Here is an 18,295-nt window from a genome sequence, read left to right as displayed (position 1 = left end):
TATGAAGTTATTTATTTTATTTTTTATTTTTATTACCTCAATTTTTGCCCATGATTTAGATGTTGTAGAAAAGTATTTTGTAGATACGAATCATTCTTTAAATATACAAGAGATAATGAAGCACAAAGATGATTTTATTCCTATAAAAAAATACAATTTAGGGATAATAAAAAGTTCTGTTTGGATAAAGATTGATTTAAAAAATAACACAAAACAGAATTTAAAAAAAAGAATAAATAATAAAATGGCAGGAATAAATTTAATTGATGTTTTTTTAGTAAAAGATAATCAAATAACAAAAACTTACAAACTAGGAAACCTAAGAGAACATAATAAAAGAGAGAATGATTTTAGGACTTCTTACTTTGATATTGAACTTCAACCTTTACAAAAAGTAGAGATATTTATAAAACAAAAAACTTATGGCACTATGGAAATAAGGTGGAATATAATTAATATCAAAGATTTTGAAGCGTATTATTTTCTTCAAGGATTGATATACGCATTTTTTACCGGTATTTTACTTGTGATGATTGTTCTTGGTTTTACTCTTTATTTTATTTTTAAAAAGAAGCATTTTTTAATTTATTCTTTATTTACCTTATCTGTTGGGATTTTTCAACTTTCTGTAGCTGGATTTTTATATCAATTGGGTATTCCACTTGATTTAAATAAATTTTTCATCTTTTTTATTCCTGCTTTTGCAATGATTTTATTTGGTTTGTTTCCCTTATATTTTTTCAATATCCAAAAAAATGAATTTAAAATTACACAAACAATTATAAAAATATCTATTGTTTTACTTACTCTTTTTGCTTTTACACAGTTCTTTTATCGTATTTATCCTGATGTGCTTTATTTTAGTAAATTTTATGTTTATATTATCTTTATACTTATGCTTACTATTTTGATATTTTCAATTCGAATGTTTCTTTTAAAAAAAGATGGTTCTATTTTTTATTTATTGGCAAATATTGTTTACTTCTTTTTTGGAGTCTTGTATATACTCGTCGCTTTTGGTATTTTAAAATATGAAGGTTTTTTATATTACTTCATTTCAATAGGAGCCATTGGGCAAGATATGGTTTTAGCCATTGGGTTACTTTATTCTGTATATGTAATGAGAGAAAGAAATGAGAAAAATATTGAACTTTTAGGTGAATATTCAAAACTTAGTTTTATAGGGCAGACCATGGTAAATATCTCCCATCAGTGGAAAGAACCTATAAATAATATTTATAGCAGTATCACTTATATAGAAGCTGCTCGTGAATTCAAAGATAAAAATATAGATACAATTATTGATAATAATCTTAAAATTATAAAAGAGACAACTTCTTACCTAAAAGAGACAGCCCTTGGGCAGTTGCATTTTTATAAAGAAGAAAAGAATATTGAAGAAGTTGAGTTTTGTGAAGAGATAAACTATGTAATAAGACTTATGGAAAAGGAGTTTATAAAAAAAGATATTAAGATAAGTTTTGATTGTAATGATAAGCTAAAAATAAAAATAGAGAAAAACTATTTTTTAAATGTGTTAATGATTTTATTTGAAAACTCCCTAAAAGCTTTTGAACGACGAAAGATAAGAAATCCTAAAATAGGAATTTTTGTAAAAGAAATAGAAAATAAACTCGAAATTATTTTTGAAGATAATGCAGGTGGAGTAAGTAAAGATTTTATAGAAAAGATATTTGAAAAAGATTTCTCAGAAAGTTCTTCTACTGGAATAGGTTTGTATTTAGCAAAAGAGATAGTTTCTCAAAAGCTAAAAGGTCAAATAACAGCAGAAAATAAAAATGAGGGCTTATCTTTTAAAATAGTTATTTAAAAACTCTTTTAATCAAAGGCAGGGGGTTTAAAAGACCCACCCACCTTGAAAAAGAACTCTACTATTTCTATCAGGTTCACTAGTAACAGGAGCACTATTTACATTCCAAGCAACTTGAACTTGACCAAAGAAGTCTTTATATGAAGCATAATATCCAACACCAACATCTTGTAAAGATTTAGCTTCAAAGCCTACATTATTATTTGCCATAAATGCTCTTCCCCTATCATAAAAGATTCCAACAGTGTTTGTTAGTGAGTTTATATCAGGCAATCTATATTTTCCTTCTATATTAAATATATATCCATTCTCAGCACTAACTTCACTATCTGGATATAATTTAACCCCATAAGCTCCCCCAATAGATAAATCTTCACTTCCATCTAGGTTTTTATGTGAAAGGGCATATTGTAAGTTTAATGAAGTATCTAATGAAAGTTTTTCAGTAAAATTAATACTATGTGATAAATCTATATTAATCTTAGAATAATTACCATTTGTATTAGCTCCTGCTTCATCATCAGCTTCTTTACTAGCATCATCAAAGCTTAACTTCCCATAGGTATAATTAAAACTAACTTTAGAAGATGATGGAAGATTAAAGGCTAAATAACTCTTGTCATAGTCTAATCCTAATCTTAAAGATTTAACATCTTTTTTAGTAGTATCATCTTGAACATTAATCTCATCTTTTAAATCTTTTTTAGCAATATTTAATGAAGCATTTAAATTCTCCAATCTTGTTCTTATAATTGGATAAGTTAATGTAGCATCTAAAGATGTAGAGTTACCCTTTGCATCAAGATTTGAATATTTATCTCCTAAGGCATAAGTTGTTTTAGAATAACTTAGTTCTCCTCTTAATCCATTTGACATCAAAGGAGCTGAATAAGCTAATCTACCATTTTTTAAATCACTCTTATTACTTAAAAGACCACTTAATGAGATTTTATCTCCTATTTTAAAAGGAGAGTTAATATTAACCCCAGCCATAACTCTATTTTTACCTGTATATCTACTTCCATAATTATCAGCTAAAATATATCCATCAAATCTTTTTGTTTTTTCTGTTGTAATAGAGAAATCAGAAGTTCCTACATCAGCTCCTGGCATAACATCAGCACTTGTTACTTTTACACCCGGGGTATCATTGATGATTAACATTGCTCTCTCTAAAGTATTAGTAGAAACTATATTATCTCTTTTAGCATCATCTAACATACCTTGAACAATACTATTTTTAACTAAAGAGTTGTTTTTTAAATTAAACTTTCCATAATTACCCTCAATAATAGAAATTTTAATAATTCCATTGTTTTTATTTATATCTTGTACAGGTAAATATGCCCTTGCTACAAAGTAGTTTCTACTTCTATAATATTTTGTGATTATGCTTGTTACTTCTTGTAGTTGGTTAAAGTTTAAATCTTTTTTTGTATATGAAGAGATTAGATTTTGTAGAGTTGATTCATCTATATGAACAGCACCTTCTATTTCAAAACTCTTTACAAAAATAGTTTTACCACTTTTATCATCTTTCATAACAGGAGCATATTTTTTTACTCCTCCAATTTCTATTAAAGGTGTTTTCTTCTTTTGTACTTCTTTTGGAACTTGTATTTGTTTTACAGCATCTCCTATATTTGGAGTTGCTGCTAATAGTGAACTTGATGTTATTAGTGATAGGCTTATTAGTTTAGTTATTTTTTTCATCTTTATTCCTTATTTCCCTTCATTTTCTACTACATAGAATAATTGATCAACACCCTCTGGAAGTTTCACTCCGCCATTTACTAAATCTATTACAGAATCTGATGATAAAGGTACTCTTACATCTTTTTGTTTATTTGACGGAGTAGTATTTTTTGTATTATCATCTTTCATTGCTGTTTTTATTTCACTTAAAGTTATTACTTTATTTGCATTTTCTCCATTAATTGTTTTTGAGACAATAGATACATTTCCATTTGTTTGAGGCATTTGATTTTGTGATACTTTTACTTTTGGAGTATTAATCATTTTGGGTAATACAACATTTGTTGTTGTGTTATTTGCGATTGTTGTAATCACTTTTTTAATCTCATCTGGTCTATTATCTTTTACTGTTTCTGGTGTTGTGTCTTTTTCAGGAGCATCATATGAACGTCCTTTTGATACATTTTCTTCTCCATTAAAATTAATAACATCACTACCTTGTTTAGAAGTAGTTACATTTTCAAGGACTTTAATAGTATCTTTTACTGTACTTACTTTAATATTATCTGTTGAGTTTAGTCCTTTTGAGTCATTAACTTTTCCTATTGTAATATCATCGGCATCTCTATAGACTAGTTTTCCAATTGGTGAACTTGATGTACCTGCTGCAAGTACATCTACATCGTTATTATTACTATCTAAAGTAAAGTCTCCAGTTCCTTTTATATTTAGGTTTTTTGCAATAATATGTCCTTGTCCTGAATCATTAACATCACTGTTACTTTCAATTGTTAATGTTTTTGTTCCAATATTTAGTTCATTTGATATTTCTACACCAGCAGTTTTCCCAATCAAAGTTAAATTATAATCAGCTACTATAGGCCCTTTTGTAGTAACTTTCGCAGTTGTATCATCTCCAAAAGTAACTTTTGAAAAACCACTTTGAATATTGGCTAAATTAGAACTTGTTATATCTAATATACTATTGTCAGCAGTTGTAGTACCTCCAATTTCAATATTATTTCCATTTGTTTTTTGTTTTATAGTTAGTGTATCACTTCCAGATATATTAGCATTAAGAGCAACTTTATCTGCAATAATTTCTAGTGAATTTGTATGTGCATTTAAAGGATTATTAAATGTAACAGCAGAGCCTGAAAAAGTTTTCTTACTGTTCGTTGATATACCATCAATATAAAGATTTGCTCCTAAAGCTTGTCCTCCACTTGCATCCCACGAACCAGCGATAAAAATAAATTTATAATTACCTGCTTTATTGGCGGTAACAGATGCTGTTGCCCAATTTGTAGCTGCATTTCCTGTTGCACCAGTTTGGTTTAGAATGGTTTGAGTTTCTCCTGTATCAACATTTAAAATATAACCAAATACATCATAGGCATCACTTCCACCTGATGCTTTCCATTTAAATGATACTTCATCTCCTTTACCTAACGATACAGAACTATCACTTACTACTGATGGTCCATGAACTACTCCATAACCTGCACTAACATTACCTCCTGAGTATGTCAATTGTAAAGAATATTGTCCTCCTTCAGAATCTGTATCTGTTGAAATTTTATCAGTATATGTTCCACTAGAAGTGTAATCATCATATGCTCCGCTATTATTTGTACTTGCTTGTGATGGAACAGTATTTGGTAAAACATCATCTGTTGGAGTTGCTGTTCCTGCTATTACACTTCCACCATTTAAATATATTGTATTTGTTGTATCAACTGTCCAACCTGTTGTATCACCGTTTTCAAAACCTGAATTTGTAAATTGATCTGTGGAAAGTGAGTTTATAGTTGCATTATAAACTTGCTCATTTAGGGTATTTATAAAGTGTAATTTTGTTCCTAAATCTACACTGCTCGCAGTAATATTGAGTGATTTTAGTTTTTTATTTTCACCTAAATCATCATTTAATGTTACTTTCCCTGTTCCCGCATTTATGGTAAGTGGTGTTTCCCCATTAACGTTACTATCCACTTGATTATTGATTGTTAGGTCCCCATTATTTGTAATAATAGTATTACCTGTTGCCCCAGATAATATAACTTGCCCATTACCATTATTATCTTTGTCTGCTGTTAAAACAACATTTAGTTTATTTGTATTTGAATTTTGACCAGCATCAATAGAAATTCCATCTGCAAAAACAATATTATTATCTGCTAATAGAGTTAATGTTTTATCAGAATTTAGTGCATTTGTTGTGATATTAGAATTTATATTAATATCTCCATCTCCTGCACTTTCACTATTTGTTCCTGTAGCACTTGTATCAGGAGTATTGCTACCATCAGTAGTTATCGTTACATCTGCTGTATCTAAAGCACTTTGTATTGCACTTGCAAGTGAAGAATCAATAGTAATGTTAACAGGATCAATAAGCCAATTACTTGTAACTATATTTGCACCATTGAAAGTAAAATCTTTCCCAGAAGTTTCCACAAACCCATCAGTAGCACTTATAGTTCCACCAACTTGTGCTTCACCACCATGGGCAAATAGTTCAACTTTACCAGTTAATTCACCCATTGAATTAGCTTCAATAACTCCTGTATTATTAACAACACCTTTTAGTAATTCATTAACGGCATTAGTAGTAAGATATATTTCTCCTCCATCTGCTTTTATTGAACCACTATTTTTTACAATAGAATCTAAGATTCCTTTTTTTACTGTTAGGTTTAATAAAGAATTACCATTTAGATTAATACTATATTCATCTGCTCCTACTAAATGTATCTTTCCTTTTACTGCTTTTATACTTCCTTCATTTGTTACTTCTTTTCCAGCTAAAACTGCATAGGCTTCATTTGAGATATTTATTGTTCCTAAGTTTATAACAGAGTTTGAAGAAGAGTTTTTAAAGTTATAGTTTCCTATATTAAAATCATTGTCAGAGAGTTTGGCTGTAGTTGCTAATAAACCAGCTGTATTAATACTAGCATTTTTACCAAATAAAACTCCATTTGAGTTTAATATCCAAACTTGACCATTGGCATTAAGTGCTCCATTGATAACACTTCTTTCATTTCCTATTACTCTATTTAGTGTAATAGAAGAGCTATTTGGTTGTTTGAAGTTTACTGTTTCATTTTGTGCAATGTTAAATTTGTTCCAATTAATAGTTGCTTTTTGGGTGGATTGTGTTATGTTTGTGGTATTTCCATTTTGGGAAATATTTGCAGTTCCACTTGTAACTACTCCTCCGCTAGGAGCAGCATATGAGATAGTAACTCCAGCTAAAAGAGCTGATACTACCATACTTATCTTTCCACCTTTTAGGATTCTAAACCTTGAACTAAAGTCTATTAATCTTTTCATATATTTTCCTTAACAAAATATTTTTAACATTTTATCATGACAAAATCAACACAAAATCAATAAATAGATTATTAAATCTTTTTGTTGAGTGAAAATTAGTTTTAAGATGGTAAAATTTTCAGATGAATAACTTAAGTATTTTAAAAGAACTAAATGTTTTATATGTTGATGACGATATAAAAGCTTGTGAAAGTCTAAAAAAAATATTGCAATACTATTTTAAAAATGTATTTATATCAAATAATGGAAAAGAAGCCTTAGAAACTTATTTTAAAAATGAATGTCATTTATTAATAGTAGATTATGATATGCCAATTATGAATGGATATGAATTTTTATCGAAAATAAGAGAGAATGATGATGAAATATCTGCATTTATAATGAGTTCATATGATGATAAAGTTAAACTGAAAAGTGCTATTTCTTTAAATTTATTAGATTATATTGTAAAACCCTATGAGTTAGATATTTTAAAAAATGTTTTAAATAGATTTGTAAATAACATTGAAAAAAAAAGTTTATTAAAATATCAGATCTCGCAAACTTGTTATTATGATAGAAAAAAAAGAATAGTTTTTGATGAAGGAAGAGAATACAAACTTACCTCTTATGAAATAAAAATAATAGAGTATCTTTTTAAAAGAGTAAATCAAGTTGTTACATATGATGAATTATTGGATATTTTAGATTCTCAAAATCAAAAATCATTAATATCTTTAATTTACAAGATAAATAAAAAATTACCAATAAAGATTATAGAAAATATAAAAGATATTGGTTATAAGGTAAAAAAATAAAGTGAGATTTTTTATATTAATTCTTATATTTATCTCTTCACTTTTTGCTAAAGGAATACTTATTGATGAAAAATATTTCATCGATAAAAATAATTCTTTAGACATAAAAGAGATTTTGAAAAATAAAGAGACTTTTTCTCCCATATCTAAAGATAATTTGGGCGTTACAAAAAATGTAGTATGGGTAAAACTAACTTTTTTTAATGATTCAGAAAAAATGATAAAAAGAAGAATATATAATAAAAGATCAGGAATTGATTTAATAGATGTGTATGTTTTTAAAAACAATAAAATAGTAAAAACTAATAAATTAGGAGATTTTAGAGATCATAATATAAGAGATAATAACTTTAGAGTTTCCTATTTTGACTTATCTCTTCTTCCAAATGAAAAAGTGCAAGTATTTATAAAACAAAAAACTTATAGTCCTATGGATATTAAATGGGATATAAAAAGTATTGAAAATTTTAATTCTTATTATTATGAACAATCAATGGTATATTTTTATTGTTTTGGATTTTTTAGTGTCACAGCTATTATTTCATTAATTCTTTTTTCTTTTTTAAAAAACAAATGTTATTTAATTTATTCTTTTTTTACTGTATGTAGTATTATCTATCAATTTACCATATCAGGCTTTTTTTATCAGTTTGGCATTCCTGTTTATCTAAATACTATATTTGGCTTTTGCTTTTCAGAAGTGTCAATGGCTCTATTGGGTTTATTTCCTTTGTATTTTTTTAAGATTAAAAAAGATGAATATAAAGTTACAAAATTTATTATAAAGGTATTAGTCTTTTTACTCCTATTTATAGGATTTTTACAACTTTTTTATCCATTATATAATGATATTTTATTACTAAGTAGATTTAATGGTCTATTTAGTTTTTTATTAATGTTAATTCTTTTAATATTTTCTATTAGGCTATTGGTAATAAAAAAAGAAGGTTCTTTATTTTATTTTTTCTCAAATGGTATTTTTTTTACTTTTGTTGTTATATATATTTTAGTATTTTTTGGATTTCTGAGACTTGAGAGTTTTTTTTATTATTCCTTCGCAATAGGAACGATAGGACAAGATTTATTTTTGGCTTTTGCCTTAATACACTCAGCTTATATATTAACAAAAGAGCATGAAAAAAATGTAGAACTTTTAAATGAATATTCTAAACTTTCAGTTATAGGTCAAACAATGGTAAATATTTCACACCAATGGAAAACTCCTATAAATAGTCTTTTTAATAGTATAAATCACATAGAAATAGCATATGAATTCAAAGATGCTAATTTAAATATGATTATAAAGGATAATCTTAAAAATATAAAACAAAACATAAATTATCTTAAAGAGACAGGACTTAGCCAACTAAACTTTTATAAAGAAGAAAAAAATATTGAAGAAATAAAAATAAAAGACGAAATAAATGGGATTATAGGACTTATTGATAGTGAGTTTAATAAAAAATCTATAAATATAAATTTAGAATGTGATGAGAAAATAAAGATAAAAATAGAGAAAAATTATTTTTTAAATATACTTATGATTTTATTTGAAAATTCTCTTAAAGCTTTTGAACAAAGAAAAATAAGGGAACCTCTTGTAAAAATCTCTGTAGAAAGTATAAAAAATAATGTGATAGTTCTTTTTGAAGATAATGCTGGTGGAGTAAGTGATTTTATCATAAAAAGAATTTTTGAAAAAGATTTTTCTGATAGTTTATCTACTGGAATAGGACTATACATTGCAAGAGAAATAATCACTCAAAAACTAAAGGGTAGTATAACTGCAGAAAATAAAAATGAAGGATTGTGTTTTAAAATGCAGTTTAGTATGTAAGGAGAATAAATATCTTATTCTCCTTTTTATTAAAAAATTGAAAGACCTGTTTTTGTAGTAAATAATTCTAAAGCTTTTGTACCAATTAGTGAGTTTCCGTGTACATTTAATTTTGGAGAGTAAACACATATTGCCATCTTCTTTGGAACAACAGCAACAATTCCTCCTCCTACACCACTTTTACCTGGAAGTCCAACTTTATATGCAAAATCACCACTTGCATCATAGTGTCCACAAGTAAGCATTAGTGAGTTTATTCTTTTTGCTTTTGATTCATTTATAATTTGTTCTTTTGTAAAAGGATCTTCTCCATGGTTTGCTAAAAATAACATAGAGTGTGCAAGTTGTTTTGTATTCATCATGATTGAACATTGTTTAAAATATGTTTGAATCACATCATCTATGGGATTTTTTATGTTTTGATAACTTTTCATTAGATTTATTAGTGCAAAGTTTTGAAAACCATGCCCTAATTCAGAGATAAAGATATCCTTATCATATGTTATATTTTCTTCATGTGAAACTTTTTTCATAAAAGTTAAAATTTCATCAAAGGCATTATTATTGAAAATTGAAGTTAAACAATCAGTTGTAACAATTGCTCCTGCATTTATGAATGGATTTCTAGGAATACCACTTTCATACTCTAATTGAACAAGGGAATTAAAAGGATCACCAGAGGGTTCATGTCCTACTCTTTTGTAAAGTTGTTTACTATAGTGTTCTAAAGCTAGGGTAAAAGTAAATACTTTAGAAATACTTTGAATAGAGAACTTTTTATCACTACATCCAATATGAAACTCTTCACCTTCAAGTGTTATTATACTCATAGCAAAATCATTCTCATCTGCTTGGGCTAACATAGGTATATAATTTGCTAGTTTTCCCTTTGTAGAGTACTTTTGAATCTCTTCTTGAATCTCTTGTAAAGTAGTATTTAAATTCATATCATCTCTTTGATTTTTTTTAATTATATCTAAGAAAAGAGTATAAAAAGTAGGTAGAATATTTAATTAGTAAGAATTCTTTGATTTATAATATTGCGAAGTTAAAATACGCAATATTATAAATATATTTTATTTTTGAATAATATATTGAATAGTAGGTCCACTACTATCTACACTTAAAACTTTATACCCGTGATTTTTTGCATCTTGGGGAATATTATTAATACTTTGTGGACAATCACTTATTATCTCCAAAATCTCCCCTTCTTTCAATTCTTTCATTGCTTCAAGAGTTTTAACAGCAGGATAAGGGCAAGGTTCACCTTGCATATCAATTCGATAGTCTGGAATAATATCTTTTTTTATCATTTTGTCACCTTTTCTTTTAATGTTGTTCTATAATTTCTTTCTAGTTTTAATACCAATAGAAATAGTAAAAATAGGAAAATATAATTCATAAATAATCCACCATAATTTCCAAAAGATTGAAGTAAATTTATTTTTGGCCAGCTTGTTGCTAAAGATAAAGAGAAACTGTCCCACATGTATGCAAGTAGAGTTGAGCCAATAACATTACCAATTCCAACTATCCAAAAATGTACTTGACCTTCAACAGCTCTATACATCCATCCACACTCACAACCACCTGCTAGTACAATTCCAAATCCAAATAACAATCCACCAATAAGTGCATTGGGTCCTGCCCACATAATTTTTGGTGGAACACCAATCATAATATAACTAAATACCCCAATAGTAGATACTGCCATTCCTATAACAATAGCAACTGCCATTTGGCTTCTTCCTGTTGTGAAAATATCTCTAAAAGCAGATGTAAAACAAATTTGAGCTTTTGCAATTAAAAGACCAAATCCAGCACCAAATAACATCGCAATACCTAATTTAGTACTTTGTTGAATAAAAATTAAATATAATGCCCAGATAATCATAGCAATAAAAACAAGAGTACCAATTGTAAAAAGAGATTTGACATTTTTAGTATCAGTATTTAAAGTAGTAGAACAAGAAACTTTTTGCATTTTCATTTTAGATTGAAAAAAAGGCAATAAAGTTACTCTAGCACCTATATAAACACCTACAATCATAGCAAGAGTAAATAACCAAGCATGCACTGAAAATTGAGGAATACCAGTAAAAAGGCTTGCTAAATTACAACCCATACCAAGTCTTGCTCCAAATCCTGCGATAATACCACCTAAAAGAGCTTGAAAGATTCTAATTTTACTTGCAGGCATTCTAAGTTTTACATTATTACCCCAAAATGCTGCTGCAATACAACCTGCAAACATTCCTATTATCATAACACCATCAACACGAGTGAAACTATTTCCTTGCATACCCATAATTTTATAATAACCCCAAGAACTAAGGTCTACACCAAAAAGTTGTAAGATGTGACCACCCCATCTTGTAAATTCACCAGTAACAGCCCAATAAGTACCTGTAATACCGAAATAATATGCTGCTAAAACTCCTAAAGCTATGACAGCTGGTAATGGACGCCAAAAAGCTACCATGTACTTTTGTTTAAATTGCTTGAAATAATCCATGCAAGTATTCTCCTTAACAATATATTTTATTTTGAAAATTTCTTTTAAAGACTAAAAGAATTAAGTTATTGAAGAGTGATATGAATCAGGAAAATCATATCTATTTGTACCACAAATCTGAGGGGAATATTAGCAAAAGAAATCTTATTTTTATGTAAAAAGGTAAAATATCTTTTACCTTCTGAGAAAATCATAAAAATAATTTGTCTTAATATTACTCAAAATGATAAAACTTAAGCATTTTTTTAGTATAATCGCGAAAATTAATATCTAAAGAGAATAAATGAGAGACATAAGAAATATTGCCGTAATCGCACACGTTGACCACGGTAAAACAACATTAGTTGATGAGTTATTGAAACAATCAGGAACTTTCGCAGCCCATACGCATGTGGATGAAAGAGTTATGGATAGTAATGCTATTGAAAAAGAAAGAGGTATTACAATCCTTTCTAAAAATACAGCTATTGACTATAAGGATGTAAGAATTAACATTATTGACACTCCAGGACACGCCGATTTTGGTGGTGAAGTTGAGAGGGTTTTAAAAATGGTTGATTCTGTTTTATTACTTGTTGATGCACAAGAGGGTGTTATGCCACAAACTAAGTTTGTTGTGAAAAAAGCACTTCAATTAGGTCATAGACCAATTGTTGTTATTAACAAAATTGATAAGCCAGGTGGAGATCCTGATAGAGTTGTTGATGAAGTATTTGACCTTTTTGACCAAATGGGTGCAAGTGAATCACAATTAGAATTTCCAGTTGTATATGCAGCAGCAAGAGATGGTTATGCAAAACTTGCTTTAGAAGATGCAAATGAAAATCTAACTCCACTATTTGAAACAATTTTAAAAGAAGTTCCTAAACCAGTTGGTGATGATTCAAATGGTCTTCAACTTCAAGTATTTACACTTGATTATGATAACTTCATTGGGAAAATTGGTATTGCAAGAATATTTAATGGAACAATCTCTATGGGTGAGACAGTTTTATTATGTAAAGCAGATGGTGAAAAAGTTAAAGGTAGAGTTTCTAAACTTATTGGATTTAAAGGTATGGATAGATTTGATATCAAAACTGCTGGTACTGGTGACATTGTTGCTGTTGCAGGTTTTGAAACAATTGATGTGGGTGATTCACTTTGTGATCCAACAGATCCTATGCCTCTTGATCCTATGCATATTGAAGAGCCAACATTATCTGTAACTTTTGCAGTTAATGATTCTCCATTAGCAGGAACTGAAGGTAAATTTGTAACTTCAAATAAAATTGATGAGAGACTAAGAGCTGAAATGAATACTAATATTGCAATGAATTATGAGCAATATGGTGAAGGTAAATTTAAAGTTAACGGAAGAGGTGAGCTTCAAATTTGTATCTTAGCAGAAAATATGAGAAGAGAAGGTTTTGAGTTCTGTATTGGAAGACCTGAAGTTATTACTAAAGTTGAAGATGGTGTAAAAATGGAGCCATTTGAGCATTTAGTTATTGACTTACCAGATGAGCATAGTGGTGCAATTATTGAAAAACTTGGAAAAAGAAAAGCAAATATGACAAATATGGTACCAATGGGTTCTGGTTATACAAGACTTGAATTTGAAATTCCTGCACGAGGATTGATTGGTATTAGAACAGAGTTCTTAACTGAAACAAAAGGTGAGGGTGTTATGAACCACTCATTCTTAGAGTTTAGAGCTTATTCTGGAATTGTTGAATCAAGAAAATATGGTGCTTTAGTTTCTATGGAAAATGGTGAAGCATTAGGTTATTCAATTTTCAACTTACAAGATAGAGGGGTTATGTTTATTAAACCTCAAGATAAAGTGTACAACGGTATGGTTATTGGTGAGCATGCTAAAGGAAATGATTTAGATGTTAACCCTACAAAAGGGAAACAACAATCAAATGTAAGATCTTCTGGTGCTGATGAAGCTATTAAGTTAGTCCCACCAAGATCAATGTCTTTGGAAAATGCACTAGAGTGGATTGAAGAAGATGAATTAGTTGAAGTTACTCCTAAGTCTGTAAGAGTTAGAAAAAGAGAACTTGATCCAACTGTTAGAAAAAGAACAGCTAAAAAGACAAAATTCGAATAAAATTTAGAAATACTAAGTTTTACGAAGGGAAGAGCTTTTTAGCTCTTCCCTTTTTTTTATGTTTAAAAAATGCAAATTAATAAAAAGGAAGAACTTGAAGTCCCATATGAGGCCCAAGACAATTAATAAAACAAAAAATTAAAATAGGAGAATTTTTTCTCCTATAAAAAGGAGAAAAAATGAATAATATAAATACAAATATAAATGACTATTTAATTGTACTTGCAATATATTTTATAACTATTACTACAAGTTACTTAATCATTACTAATTAATATATGTCATATTAATTATGTATGATTTGTGTTATAATAAATAAAAAGTGCGTATTATGAAAAAGATTTTTATACTTTTCTTTTCATTATTCTTATTTTTTAGCTTTATAAAAGCAGAAAATCATATTGCAAAAAAAAGAGTTTTTTATGTCAACTCCTATCATTCTGGTCTTTATTGGAGTGATGGGATTGAAAAAAGTATAAAAGAAACACTTCTAAAATCTAAAGTTCCCATTGAGTTTAAAAGAGTCGAAATGGACTCTAAAAGAAATAATAATGAAGCCTATAAAATAAAAACAGCTCAAAAAATCAAAAATCAAATTGAAAACTTTAAACCTGATGTGATTATTACTTCTGATGATAATGCCTTTAAATATGTTATTTTACCCTATTTTAAAAACTCAACTATTCCAATTATTTTTTGTGGTATAAATGGCACCATAATGAAGTATGAACAACTACCTAATAATATAACTGGAATGGAAGAAGTTCAGCTTATTGCAGAAATGATTGAGACGCTAAAATCATATTTAAAAAAAGAAGAAGTTGCATATTTAAAGGGAGATTCTTTTAGTTCTATAAATGAAGTTAAGTTTTTTGAAAAGAGAATAAATAAAAAAATAGATGCAAGATTTGTAAAAACTGTAAAGGAATGGAAAGAAAATTTCAAAGATCTACAAAATAATGCTGGAATACTTCTTATTGGAAATGGCGGAGCTATTAAAGGGTGGACGAAACATGAAAAAGAGCTTGAAAATTTTGTGAAAGAACATATTAAAATACCTATTGTAACTTGGGATTATGATGTTATGAAATTGTCTGTTTTAGGGTATACAACAAAACCAGAAGAGCAAGGAGAATGGGCAGCTAAGACAGCTATTAGAGTTTTGCAAGGTGAAGATATAAGAAATATCCCTATAGTTACAAATAAAAAAGCAAATATTTATATAAATACAACTTTAGCAAAAAAGCTTAATATAGTTTTCCCTTTTGAATTAATTGATAATGCGGTGTTAGTAAAATGATAAAAAATAGCTCTTTAAAAACGGAACTTCTAATTTCAATCCTTTTAGTAATAATACTTGGGATAGGTACTATTTTTTATTTCTCTTACAATTATTTAAAAAAAGAAATAGATATATCACAAGAGAGAATATACAATGAAAAAATTGACAATATTGTGTATCTTGTCAATCAAAAATATCAAACACTTTTAAAAACACAAATGGAAAAGTCTTACGAAGAGTTATTTAAAAAAGGAACTTTAAATATTATAAAAAATGTTTTTGATAAAAATAATAAAGAGATTTATCCTTTTATAATAAATGAAAAAGGTCTTGTTGTATTGCATAGAACTTATAATGTACAAAATAGTCATTTATATAAAGATAACCCAGCATATAAAAAGGTATTAGAAGAGAAAAATGGAAATTTTGAAATTCTTTCAAAAAATAATGAAAGATGGATTATTTTTAAACATTTCGAACCTTGGGATTGGATTATTGGCTATAGGATTGATAAAGAAGTTAAATATGAAGAGTTATATAGATTTAGGGATATGTTTTTAATAATATCAGTAATAATTGTTCTTGTAATTTCATTAATTATTATATTAATAGTAAGAGAAGTATTAAAACCAGTTGATATGTTATCAGATGTTTCAAAAAAGATTGCAGCAGGTGATTTGGATGCAAAGATAGATGTATCAGGGGTAAAAGAGTTAAAAATATTATCAGCAAATTTTGAAAAGATGAGAGATAAAATTGTCGAAGATATTCATCAATTAAAAGAGCAAGAAGAAAAAATAAAAGCATTTAATTCTAAACTTCAAGAGGATGTGAGACTAAGAACAAAAGAGTTAGAGCAAGAGAAAAAAGTTTTTGAAACACTTTTTACTGATTCTTCTGATGGAATAAGTTTATTAAAAGATGGGAAGTTTATTGATTGTAATTTTGCACTTTTAAAATTGCTAGAAATTAGTGAGAAAGAAGAATTTTTAAATTTGGATCCAGATAAGATATCTCCCCAAATTCAACCAAATGGTATAGCTTCTAGTACTTTAGCAAAAGAGAATATTAAAAAATGTTTAGAAAAAGGTAGTATACGATTTGAATGGCTTCATAAAAAGAGATCGGGACAAGAATTTTGGTGTGAAATTGTACTAACAAAAATTATTATAAATGAAGAACTTGTAATTCATGGAGTTTGGAGAGATATTCAAGATAAAAAATTACTAGAACTAGAATTAGAAAATAAAAATCTTGATTTGCAAGAATCAAATGATGAACTTGAAGCTTCTATGGAAAATCTAATAATAACTCAAAACAAACTTGTAGAATCAGAAAAACTAGCAGGACTTGGTAGTTTAGTTTCAGGTGTTGCAAATGAAATTAGTGCACCAATTGGACTTGGAATTACTGGGGCATCACATTTAGAGTATATTTGTGAAGAGATAAGTTCAAAATATGAAAGTAATTCAATTTCCCCAGAGGAATGGAAAGTTTATTTACAAAATTCAAATGAGTTGGTTAAAGTTATCGTAACAAATTTAAACAAAACAGAAAAAATCATAAAAAACTTTAAACAAGTTGCTGTTGACCAAACTGGTGAATTAAAAAGGATTTTTAGAGTTAAAGAGTATATCCGAGGTATTTTAATTAGTATTGATAGCTTATTAAATAATCGAAATATTGAGTTTAAAATAGAGTGTGATGATATGTTAGAAATTAACTCATTTCCTGGATTTTTTGCACAAATTCTTAACCATTTGATTTCAAACTCTTTAGAACATGCATATAGTGATAATGAAAAAGGAGTTATCTCTTTAAGGGCAAAAATTGAAGGGAAATTCCTAATTTTTGAATATAGGGATTATGGAAAAGGAATATTAGAAGAAAATTTATCAAAAATATATGAGCCTTTTTTTACAACAAATAGAAAAAACGGTTCAATAGGTTTAGGTCTAAATATTGTTTATAATCTAGTAACAATAAATCTAAGTGGAGAGATTAATTGTGTAAGTGAAGAGAATAAAGGAACTACCTTTACTATAAAAACCCCACTTTAAACTTCATTTCTTCAAATCTAACATTTAAATACTTATTAAATATGGCAAAGTACTAAGAGAATTATTTAGCACTCTAATAAATAATTTGCTAAAAATATTAGCACTATATATTGACAAGTGCTAATAAATATGTTATTATTTCATTAACTTGATAGAGAAACTATCAAGAAATACTTTTTAAGGAGTTTAGCATGTTAGTAACTAGATTTGACCCTTTTAAACAATTTAGAGATTTAGAAAAGGATTTTTATAAATACCCTTCAAATGAAGGAGTTAGTGGCTTTGTACCTGTAGTTAATACAAGAGAAGGTGAATTTGCATATCATATTGATGTTGATTTACCAGGTGTTAATAAAGATGAAATAAAAGTTGACATTCATAAAGGTGTATTAACAATCTCTGGTGAGAGAAAAACAAAAGAAGAAGTTAAAGAAGAAGATTATTATAAAGTCGAAACATCTTTTGGTAAGTTTTCAAGAAGTTTTACACTCCCTGATAATGCAGATATTGAGAATGTCGAAGCATCAGGAAAAGATGGAGTGCTAGAAGTAGTTATTCCTAAATTAAGTGAAGAAAAACATAAAAAAGTAATAAAGATTAAATAAGAGAGATTATGAACAAATTTAAAGCAGTATTAAAAACGAATAAAAAAGATTATTTGATAACCTTGGGAATTTATATTATCTCAGTATTATCAACAATGGTATATATTGCTCAGTAAAATTTGATATGAAATATAATGGAATATAAAAAGTTTTAGGAGGTGCTAGAATTTTTGATAATTAATATTTAATTTAAAAGCACAAATTTTTTGAGTAAAAAGGGAGAAGGTAGTACT

General features: G+C 27.8%; 12 protein-coding genes. 7 read left to right on the top strand and 5 right to left on the bottom strand.

The window, feature by feature from the left end; translation table 11 throughout:
- The first annotated feature begins 1 nt into the window (after window position 1).
- Entirely contained in the window at window positions 2-1,831 is a 1,830-nt protein-coding gene (locus ACNI3D_RS16830; protein WP_419767801.1) for a sensor histidine kinase, read from the top strand.
- A 27-nt stretch (window positions 1,832-1,858) separates the two neighbouring features.
- On the opposite strand, the gene ACNI3D_RS16825 is transcribed toward ACNI3D_RS16830, so the two are convergent.
- Window positions 1,859-3,544, bottom strand: coding sequence for a ShlB/FhaC/HecB family hemolysin secretion/activation protein (locus ACNI3D_RS16825; RefSeq protein ID WP_419767800.1), 1,686 nt, complete (start codon window positions 3,542-3,544; stop codon window positions 1,859-1,861).
- Between the two features lie 9 nt (window positions 3,545-3,553).
- Entirely contained in the window at window positions 3,554-6,865 is a 3,312-nt protein-coding gene (locus ACNI3D_RS16820; RefSeq protein ID WP_419767799.1) for a two-partner secretion domain-containing protein, read from the bottom strand.
- Between the two features lie 122 nt (window positions 6,866-6,987).
- Between ACNI3D_RS16820 and ACNI3D_RS16815 the strand changes: the two genes are divergently transcribed.
- A complete protein-coding gene (locus ACNI3D_RS16815) occupies window positions 6,988-7,662 on the top strand; it encodes a response regulator transcription factor (protein WP_419767798.1) in 675 nt (224 codons plus the stop codon).
- 1 nt (window position 7,663) lies between these two features.
- Window positions 7,664-9,499: a 7TM diverse intracellular signaling domain-containing protein gene (locus tag ACNI3D_RS16810; RefSeq protein ID WP_419767797.1), complete on the top strand. Its 1,836-nt coding sequence runs from the start codon at window positions 7,664-7,666 to the stop codon at window positions 9,497-9,499.
- Window positions 9,500-9,528: 29 nt separating this feature from the next.
- Here ACNI3D_RS16810 and ACNI3D_RS16805 read toward each other — a convergent pair whose 3' ends face one another.
- The 3 genes from ACNI3D_RS16805 to yedE form a co-directional block, all read right to left on the bottom strand.
- The gene (locus tag ACNI3D_RS16805) at window positions 9,529-10,446 is read right to left on the bottom strand and encodes a glutaminase (protein ID WP_129102061.1); all 918 of its coding nucleotides are present in this window, start codon (window positions 10,444-10,446) and stop codon (window positions 9,529-9,531) included.
- Window positions 10,447-10,575: 129 nt separating this feature from the next.
- Complete coding sequence (gene yedF / locus ACNI3D_RS16800; protein WP_129102062.1) at window positions 10,576-10,815, bottom strand: sulfurtransferase-like selenium metabolism protein YedF; 240 nt, start codon at window positions 10,813-10,815, stop codon at window positions 10,576-10,578.
- Complete coding sequence (yedE, locus tag ACNI3D_RS16795; RefSeq protein ID WP_419767796.1) at window positions 10,812-12,017, bottom strand: selenium metabolism membrane protein YedE/FdhT; 1,206 nt, start codon at window positions 12,015-12,017, stop codon at window positions 10,812-10,814. The genes yedF and yedE overlap by 4 nt, the downstream gene beginning before the upstream one ends.
- 283 nt (window positions 12,018-12,300) lie before the next feature.
- Here yedE and typA point away from each other — a divergent pair, with 283 nt between their 5' ends.
- From typA to ACNI3D_RS16775, 4 genes are all read left to right on the top strand, one after another.
- Window positions 12,301-14,115 (top strand): translational GTPase TypA, encoded by a 1,815-nt coding sequence (gene typA, locus ACNI3D_RS16790; RefSeq protein ID WP_375725059.1) that lies wholly within the window; start codon window positions 12,301-12,303, stop codon window positions 14,113-14,115.
- Between the two features lie 331 nt (window positions 14,116-14,446).
- A complete protein-coding gene (locus tag ACNI3D_RS16785) occupies window positions 14,447-15,415 on the top strand; it encodes an ABC transporter substrate-binding protein (protein ID WP_419767795.1) in 969 nt (322 codons plus the stop codon).
- The gene (locus ACNI3D_RS16780) at window positions 15,412-17,457 is read left to right on the top strand and encodes an ATP-binding protein (RefSeq protein WP_419767794.1); all 2,046 of its coding nucleotides are present in this window, start codon (window positions 15,412-15,414) and stop codon (window positions 17,455-17,457) included. The genes ACNI3D_RS16785 and ACNI3D_RS16780 overlap by 4 nt, the downstream gene beginning before the upstream one ends.
- 191 nt (window positions 17,458-17,648) lie before the next feature.
- The gene (locus ACNI3D_RS16775) at window positions 17,649-18,062 is read left to right on the top strand and encodes an Hsp20/alpha crystallin family protein (RefSeq protein WP_375725056.1); all 414 of its coding nucleotides are present in this window, start codon (window positions 17,649-17,651) and stop codon (window positions 18,060-18,062) included.
- Window positions 18,063-18,295 lie beyond the last annotated feature (233 nt).

It is taken from the genome of Arcobacter siniprincipis (SeqCode) (assembly GCF_048571125.1).
GTDB lineage: Bacteria > Campylobacterota > Campylobacteria > Campylobacterales > Arcobacteraceae > Arcobacter > Arcobacter siniprincipis.
This window is presented reverse-complemented; position numbering and strand designations above follow the sequence as displayed.

Coding starts and splice junctions, on each gene's coding strand:
- ACNI3D_RS16825 (WP_419767800.1), bottom strand. CDS start 3,544: ATGAAAAAAATAACTAAACTAATAAGCCTATCACTAATAACATCAAGT.
- yedF (WP_129102062.1), bottom strand. CDS start 10,815: ATGATAAAAAAAGATATTATTCCAGACTATCGAATTGATATGCAAGGT.
- ACNI3D_RS16775 (WP_375725056.1), top strand. CDS start 17,649: ATGTTAGTAACTAGATTTGACCCTTTTAAACAATTTAGAGATTTAGAA.
- yedE (WP_419767796.1), bottom strand. CDS start 12,017: ATGGATTATTTCAAGCAATTTAAACAAAAGTACATGGTAGCTTTTTGG.
- ACNI3D_RS16830 (WP_419767801.1), top strand. CDS start 2: ATGAAGTTATTTATTTTATTTTTTATTTTTATTACCTCAATTTTTGCC.
- ACNI3D_RS16815 (WP_419767798.1), top strand. CDS start 6,988: ATGAATAACTTAAGTATTTTAAAAGAACTAAATGTTTTATATGTTGAT.
- ACNI3D_RS16780 (WP_419767794.1), top strand. CDS start 15,412: ATGATAAAAAATAGCTCTTTAAAAACGGAACTTCTAATTTCAATCCTT.
- typA (WP_375725059.1), top strand. CDS start 12,301: ATGAGAGACATAAGAAATATTGCCGTAATCGCACACGTTGACCACGGT.
- ACNI3D_RS16805 (WP_129102061.1), bottom strand. CDS start 10,446: ATGAATTTAAATACTACTTTACAAGAGATTCAAGAAGAGATTCAAAAG.
- ACNI3D_RS16785 (WP_419767795.1), top strand. CDS start 14,447: ATGAAAAAGATTTTTATACTTTTCTTTTCATTATTCTTATTTTTTAGC.
- ACNI3D_RS16820 (WP_419767799.1), bottom strand. CDS start 6,865: ATGAAAAGATTAATAGACTTTAGTTCAAGGTTTAGAATCCTAAAAGGT.